Below are 7,562 nucleotides of genomic sequence, written 5' to 3' on the forward strand. Positions count from 1 at the left end.
AGAGTTCCTGGCTTCCCAACCACCGGTACCAGCGATTTTTTTTGGTTTGGGTCCTGGTATTGGCCGTTTTTATGAGCAGGTCATTGCGATACTCTGCAGTTAAATGGTGGGCTAATGCCCTGCCAAATCCCTCCACCTGGTTGTACCCGCGTTTTTGCTTTTTTTTCCTGTGCAAGGGTACGGGGATGACCATATCAATTTCCCCATGGGAAAGGCTCTTTTTCAGTAGGGGGCCCATCCAGTTCCCCAGGTAATCCCCTATTTGTTTTTGACCTTTGTATTTCAGGGCGTGGATCAGGTTTTGGACAATGCTTTTTTCCTGGTAAAAAAGCAAGGCAGCCCCCTTTTGGATTGCCGTTCTTCCATAAAAGATCCGATCAACAGCATTTTCAGTATGAAAATCGAATTCGGTAAGGGGCAAATGGTTTCGACAAACGGTACACAACAACTGTTCTCCTCGATATAATCGAACATTACATCCAAAACACAATCTGGGTATCAGCAGGTTGTTGATATCATTTGCTATATTTGATAGCTTGGAGAAGATCAAATTTTTCAGGGATTTTCGCGTTATAACTTAGCCTGCTTCATGGACCATCAAGACAACAAATTCAACTACAAGATCATCCTTGCAGCCCTGGTGGCTGTCATCCTGGGCATCTTGATTGCGTTCTACTACAGTTATGCCCAGTCTAGCGCGAGAATTGGCTATCTCGAAGAAGAGAAATCCCTCCTGGTGAAAGACCTGACGCTCATGAAAACTGAGGTGGACCGCCTCTCTGCCCTGAACGAGGTAAATGAGATCGAACTCCAGGATAGCCGTTACCGAGTACAGCAACTTATCGATTCCGTAGGCCGTCTTAATTTTACAGTTAACAGGCTCCAGAAATATCGGAAAGAACTCCGCATTTTGGAAGCAAAATACGATTCCATCAAACTAAAGAACAATTTTTTCCGCTATAACAACTTGCAACTGACCCAGAAGTATGATGATGCCCGTAAGATGATCGAGGAACTGCGAGGTGAAAGTATGTCCCTGGCAGAAGCTGAGGCCTTGCTTAGAAAGAAGAACCAGGAACTGAGCAATGAGTTAAAAATTAAAAGTTACCTCAAGTTGGAGCATTCAGAGGGCAGTGGTTTCCGCATTCGAGGAGATCGTACCATCAGAACCAACAAAGCCTCTACTATTGAAAAACTTCGTGGCTGTGTTACGATACAGTCTGATCTGGGCGCACGGACCCAGGACAAAGTGATTTATTATCAATTCCTGGATCCCGATATGCAGATAATTACAGACAACGCCAATACCATATCTGTTGGGGGCAATACCTACAGCAAGCGAGTGGAACTCATCTACCTGGGCGAGGAAATGAGCTTGTGTGACTATATTACCATCCCGGAAGGCTCTCTTAAACCCGGCACCTACACCCTTAATGTTTTCGAGGATCAGAAATTGTTGTCTTCCGTCGAATTTCAATTGAAATAAAGTATTTTCTTTTTACCTAATATTCTATTTTTGCCCAATGGCAAATCAAGAAGAGGTATTTAAAAAAGTTATCTCCCACGCTAAGGAGTATGGCTTTGTGGTCCAATCCAGTGAGATCTACGACGGACTCAGTGCAGTTTATGACTACGCTCAGAACGGTGCTGAGCTCAAAAAAAATATTCGGGATTACTGGTGGAAAGCCATGGTACAGCTAAACCAGAATATCGTTGGCATAGACGCTGCAATATTTATGCACCCAACAACCTGGAAAGCCTCAGGCCACGTGGATGCTTTTAACGACCCCCTCATTGATAATAAAGATTCCAAAAAAAGGTACCGGGCAGATGTTTTGGTAGAAGATTATGTTGCCAAGATCGAAGGGAAGATCGAGAAAGAGGTGAAGAAGGCCGCCAAGCGTTTCGGCGATGCCTTTGACCAGGAGCAATTCATGTCGACCAACAAACGGGTACTGGACTACAAGGAAAAGGCCGATGCTATTTTAAAAAGGTTGGCCCGCTCTTTGGAAAAGGAAGACCTTGCCGATGTTAAACTGCTGATCGAAGAATTAGGTATCGTATGTCCGCTTTCTGGCTCCAGGAACTGGACTGATGTAAAACAGTTTAACCTGATGTTTGGGACCAAACTTGGGGCCTCTGCAGAAAGTGCCACTGAACTTTATCTGCGCCCGGAAACAGCGCAGGGCATCTTTGTGAATTTCCTCAACGTTCAGAAATCTGGACGCATGAAGATTCCCTTTGGTATCGCCCAGGTGGGTAAAGCTTTTAGAAACGAAATCGTGGCGCGTCAGTTCATTTTCCGTATGCGTGAATTTGAACAAATGGAGATGCAGTTTTTCATTGCCCCGGGCACGCAGAAGGAGTGGTATGAGAAGTGGAAGGACATGCGGATGAAGTGGCACCTTTCGCTTGGGATGGGAGAAGAGAACTATCGTTTTCATGACCATGAAAAACTCGCCCATTACGCAGATGCGGCCGCAGATATTGAATTCCGTTTCCCGTTTGGTTTCAAAGAGCTGGAAGGGATACATTCCCGAACAGATTTTGACCTGGCTAACCATGAGAAATATTCGGGTAAAAAATTACAGTATTTTGACCCCGAACGCAACGAGAGTTACGTGCCTTATGTTGTAGAAACTTCTATCGGCCTTGACCGGATGTTCCTCTCCGTGCTTTCCCATGCCTATCAGGAAGAAACCCTGGAAAACAATACCAGCAGGGTAGTCCTGAAAATACCGGCGGTCCTGGCGCCGGTAAAAGCCGCCGTACTCCCTTTGGTAAAAAAGGATGGTTTACCGGAAATTGCGCAAAACATCGTGGAAGACCTACGTTGGGAATTCAATATTGCCTATGACGAAAAAGACGCTGTTGGCAGGCGCTACCGCAGGCAGGACGCTGTGGGTACTCCGTTGTGTATAACAGTTGACCACCAATCCCTGGAAGACAATACGGTTACCATCCGCTACCGGGATAGCATGGAACAAAAACGCGTAAGGATCCCTGAACTCAGTGAGATTGTCCGCTCAGAGGTGGACATGAAGCACTGGCTTCACAAGATGGAGGCCATTTAAAGACTATAGGAGAGGACAATATTGGCGTAGTAGTTCCTGTCGTTACCCGGGTAGAAGTAGCGCGGTTCATTCCCTCCAAATCCAATTGCATTTATCAAAACAGACTGGGCATACCGCTTGTCAAATACATTATTTACCCCAAAGCTCAGGTTAAGACTAAGTTGGGTTCCCAGTTCTTTTCGCATACCCAGGCGGGTATTGTAAACCCCGAACGCATCGCTGTAGAGAGAAGCATCATCCCGTAATGGGATTTCGCCAACATATTGGACGGTATTGTTCCAGTAAAATCCATTCTCATGGTTAAAACGAAGACCAAAATTTGCCCGGTGCCTTGGGACCCCGGTAAGCGGATTTCCAGAATAATCTTCACCGGCATCGACGAATTCCACAAAGCTGTGGTCACTCAGGCTATAACTCAGGAAAGGGATCAGCCTAAAATGAGGTGATAGGCGAAAAAGCACATTCATGTCCAGTTCCAGGCCCTGATGTTGGGTCTTCCCAGCATTTCTACCGATAAATTGGTCTTCACCAACCCTTTCGGCGATCAGAAGGTTATTGATGTCCATCCGATAGAGTGCGGCAGTCATCCAGAAGCTGCCATTTCTGCTGGATATTCTGGTTCCCAGTTCATAATTCATTCCGGTCTCCTGACGGATATCCGGGTTGATAACGCCTTCAGGAGTAAGGGTCTCCTCAAGGTTAGGGTTGGAATAACCCCGGCTTAGGTTGGCATAAATCTGATTGCCACCTGGAAAGGAATAACGCAGGTCAAGACTGGGTAATGCGATGAGGTCAAAATTGCGACGGGCACTTTTATTTTCAGCTCCTGTATTGAAACGATCCCGGAAGTCATATACTGTTTTGTTCAGGCTAAGCCCCAGCTGAAGTCCCAGTGCGTTGTTTAGCTGCATATTCAGGGAACCAAAGGCATTGAACTGCCGGCGGAATTCCTTGTTATCACTGAGCTGTTCCCCTTGCAGGCTACCTTCCCCATTGTTGTCCCGGTACAGGTTTTCAAAGGTGCTCCAATCGTATTCATCTTTGTAGAGTTCAGCCCCAAAAGTGTAGTTGGTAAAGGGGGATCCGGTACTGAATTGTCCGTTAAAAACCGACCGGAATCCGTACCCATTGGTAAACTCATCCAGGATATTGAACGGTCGTGGTTCATAGTGGTCCAGGTAGGTGTAAAAGACACTCTGGGTAAACTGCAATGTATTGAATAGCTGGTCGGAATATGAGATACCTAGCAGGGTGTAACGGTTGGACTCGAAGCCTTTTGCCTGCCCCCAGGTAAATGCAGCCTGCGTGGGATCTTCTTCAAAATCGGTTGCTCCCAGGGAACTTGCAATATATGCCGTATAGTCGATATAGTTGAGCAAAAAGGAAAGCCGTCTGGTCTCGTTGAATTTATATCCTGTTTGCAGCAATAGCCCGTCCCGTTCAAAATTGTTATTCTCGCGGTACCCATCAGTTCTTAGGTGATTGTAATTGAGATCAAGGATCCAGTGGTCATCTGCCAGGGAGAAAAGGGTATTGTTTTTCTGAAGGTTATAACTGCCGAGGGTGAAGCTGCTCTGCAAAACAGATTCCGATTTGTCATAGGGGCGTGTATTTAGCAGGATAGCACCGCCGAGGTTTGAGCCATAGCCCGTCCCTTTGGGACCCTTGATCACTTCTATGTTTTGCAGGTTCTCCAGATCAAAAGCCTCTAGGGTGGAGAATCCCGACCCGTTGGTTACCGGGATTTCGTTGAAATATAGTCGCAATTTATCAGTGCCAAAAGGTGTCCTTGCACCCACCCCCCGAATGGTAATCCGGTTGGTATTAAGGGAGCCAGACAATACATAGACCCCGGAGATTTGATTCACGGAAGCCTGCAGGTCTATGGGACTGTGATTTTGAAAGGCTTTCTCCCGGATGATGGAGGAAGGGGAAATCCCCAATGTTTTATTTTTCTTAAGGGGATCGTAAAGGATAACTTCTTCGAGCTGGGTAACCGAATCCTGGGGCAGCAGCTGGGCAGGACAAATAAAAATACCTGTAAACGAAATCAGAATAATTAATAAGACCAATCGCATCTCCCGAAAATAAGCTTCAAAAGTAAGTATTAAAACCTAAACCCTACAGACAAACCCCCTCTGTAGATAAAGCTGTCCTGGAACTCTTCAGGATTGATATTGCGGCCAAAGCCTCCGAAAATTTCAAGTGTAAACTTTTGGCTCCTCGTAACCCACTTGTTTCCAAGGCCAAGGCCCAGGGCAATGCTGCTGTAGTCTTCCAAACGTACCTCCAACCCATTTACAGAAATTTCCTCCTCCCCAGTATAATAAAGACCAAAGGCCTCAGCAAAGAATCCACTCCGTGGGTTAAAACCAAAATATGCCCGGAAATTGGGGCCTATCCCGAAATCCCCATTGTAATCTTCGCCTTCATTATCGAAATACACCGTACCTCCAAGGCTGGTATCTTCACTTAAATAGTATTCATATGAGAAGTCCACTGTGGTGGTAGCCAGGAACAACCCAATATTGAATTTAAGCTCATGTTCATCGCTGAGAATGGGGTAGGCCTGTGCGGTTGCATAGGAGCAGAACAGCATTACAGGGACCCATAATAAGATTCGCTTCATGGGAAATGCTTTAGTTTTTAAAGGTACTTCAACTAATCGAAAATCGGAAGTGACACCTGTTCGCAGCGCTGCGGACTATCCGGACCGAGGTAGTGCAGTGAAAGGTGGTATAACAAGCAGACAATCCTTAATTTTGCGCAAAATTCTACTCTTGAAAATAGTCTCTTACAATGTTAATGGAATCCGCGCGGCCCTGAACAAAGGCTTCCTGGGCTGGTTGCAGCAGGTAAATCCTGATGTGGTTTGCCTCCAGGAAATCAAGGCCATGGAATCCCAACTAGAACTGGAACCCTTTCATAAAGCGGGCTACCGGTATAATTATTGGTTCAGTGCCCAAAAAAAAGGCTACAGTGGGGTGGCCATCCTTTCCAAGACCGCACCGGACCACATAGAATATGGTACAGGGATAGGGTATATGGATCATGAGGGCAGAAACCTGCGGGCTGATTTTAACGGCCTGTCTGTAATGAGCCTGTATATCCCCTCTGGAACGAATATTGACAGGCTGGACCACAAACTGACCTATATGGATGACTTTCAGGATTATGTCAACCAGCTGAAAAAGACCCATCCAAATCTGGTCATTTGCGGGGATTACAATATTTGCCATGAAGCCATCGATATCCACGATCCGGTAAGGAACAAGAATGTTTCCGGATTTCTCCCGGTGGAGCGGGAATGGATAGGGAATTTTCTGGAAAGTGGGTTTATAGACAGTTTCCGGCATTTCAACAAATTGCCACATAACTATACCTGGTGGAGCTACCGGGCAAATTCCAGGGCAAAAAACAAGGGCTGGCGGCTGGATTACGGCATGGTCAGCAGGCCTCTGGAAGATCGGTTGAAACGTTCCGTGATCCTTTCAGAAGCGGTGCACAGCGACCACTGCCCGATTCTACTTGAACTACAATAAGGCCGAAGGAGGAATTACTACCTTTGCGACCGAAATCAGGATACCAAGCCGATGATTTATTCCGTATTACCTCATACCAACATCGAAGTTAGCAAGATTTGCCTGGGAACCATGACCTGGGGAAATCAGAATACAGAAGCCGAAGGATTTGCCCAAATGGACTATGCCGTGGAACAGGGGATCAATTTCTTTGACACGGCTGAATTGTATCCGATCCCGGCCCATCCGGACCGTTATGCCCATACCGAAATCATCATAGGCAACTGGTTTAAAAAGAGGGGAAAACGGGAGGATATCGTCCTGGCTTCCAAGATCGCCGGGCGGGCAGAATTCACAAAGTTTATCCGAAATACCGGATTTAGCAGAGATTCCCTGATCGAAGCCGTAGACGGGAGTTTAAAGCGGCTGCAAACAGATTATATCGATCTCTACCAACTTCATTGGCCGGAAAGAAATACCAATTACTTCGGGCAACGTGGGTTTAACCATAATCTCAAGGATTTTTGGGAAGACAATATCCACCAGGTACTGGAAACCCTGAGGGATCTGATCAAGGCAGGGAAAATAAGACATGTGGGCCTGTCCAATGAATCTCCTTGGGGGACCATGCGCTTTCTCGAAGAAAGCAAGGTACACGAGACCCTTCCACGAATGGTTACCATTCAGAACCCATACAGCCTGCTGAACAGGCTGTTCGAAGTAGGCCTATCTGAAATATCTATCCGTGAGCAGATCGGATTGCTGGCGTATTCACCCCTGGGATTCGGCGTTTTGAGTGGGAAATACCTGGGAGGGAAACAACCGCCAAAAGCACGTTTAACCCTCTTCCCTAATTACAATCGTTACGCGAACGATCAGGCAACTATCGCCACCCAGAAATATTATGAACTCGCAGAAAGCCATGGCCTCTCACTGACCCAAATGGCCCTTGCCTTTGTGAATAGCC

General features: G+C 46.5%; 7 protein-coding genes. 4 read left to right on the forward strand and 3 right to left on the reverse strand.

The genetic code is table 11. From position 1 onward, the window contains the following. The coding region (locus tag AC4E7D_RS09125) for a ComF family protein (RefSeq protein ID WP_490173493.1) at positions 1-334 on the reverse strand (334 nt) is incomplete at its 3' end. Between the two features lie 255 nt (positions 335-589). On the opposite strand from AC4E7D_RS09125, the gene AC4E7D_RS09130 reads away from it, so the two are divergent. Beyond that, entirely contained in the window at positions 590-1,486 is an 897-nt protein-coding gene (locus tag AC4E7D_RS09130; protein ID WP_490173494.1) for a DUF8428 domain-containing protein, read from the forward strand. 37 nt (positions 1,487-1,523) lie between these two features. Then, complete coding sequence (locus AC4E7D_RS09135) at positions 1,524-3,074, forward strand: glycine--tRNA ligase (protein WP_490173495.1); 1,551 nt, start codon at positions 1,524-1,526, stop codon at positions 3,072-3,074. On the opposite strand, the gene AC4E7D_RS09140 is transcribed toward AC4E7D_RS09135, so the two are convergent. Continuing rightward, positions 3,071-5,152, reverse strand: a complete 2,082-nt coding sequence (locus AC4E7D_RS09140; RefSeq protein ID WP_490173496.1) for a TonB-dependent receptor family protein — start codon at positions 5,150-5,152, stop codon at positions 3,071-3,073. The two genes, AC4E7D_RS09135 and AC4E7D_RS09140, sit on opposite strands and share 4 nt — an antisense overlap. 29 nt (positions 5,153-5,181) lie before the next feature. Further along, positions 5,182-5,703 (reverse strand): hypothetical protein, encoded by a 522-nt coding sequence (locus tag AC4E7D_RS09145; protein WP_490173497.1) that lies wholly within the window; start codon positions 5,701-5,703, stop codon positions 5,182-5,184. 151 nt (positions 5,704-5,854) lie between these two features. Here AC4E7D_RS09145 and AC4E7D_RS09150 point away from each other — a divergent pair, with 151 nt between their 5' ends. Both AC4E7D_RS09150 and AC4E7D_RS09155 read left to right on the forward strand, forming a co-directional pair. Then, on the forward strand, positions 5,855-6,616 hold the full coding sequence (locus tag AC4E7D_RS09150; protein ID WP_490173498.1) for an exodeoxyribonuclease III: 762 nt from the start codon (positions 5,855-5,857) through the stop codon (positions 6,614-6,616). Positions 6,617-6,667: 51 nt separating this feature from the next. Then, on the forward strand, positions 6,668-7,562 hold an 895-nt coding region (locus tag AC4E7D_RS09155), incomplete at its 3' end, for an aldo/keto reductase (RefSeq protein WP_490173499.1).

This window comes from Lentiprolixibacter sp. (assembly GCF_982873095.1).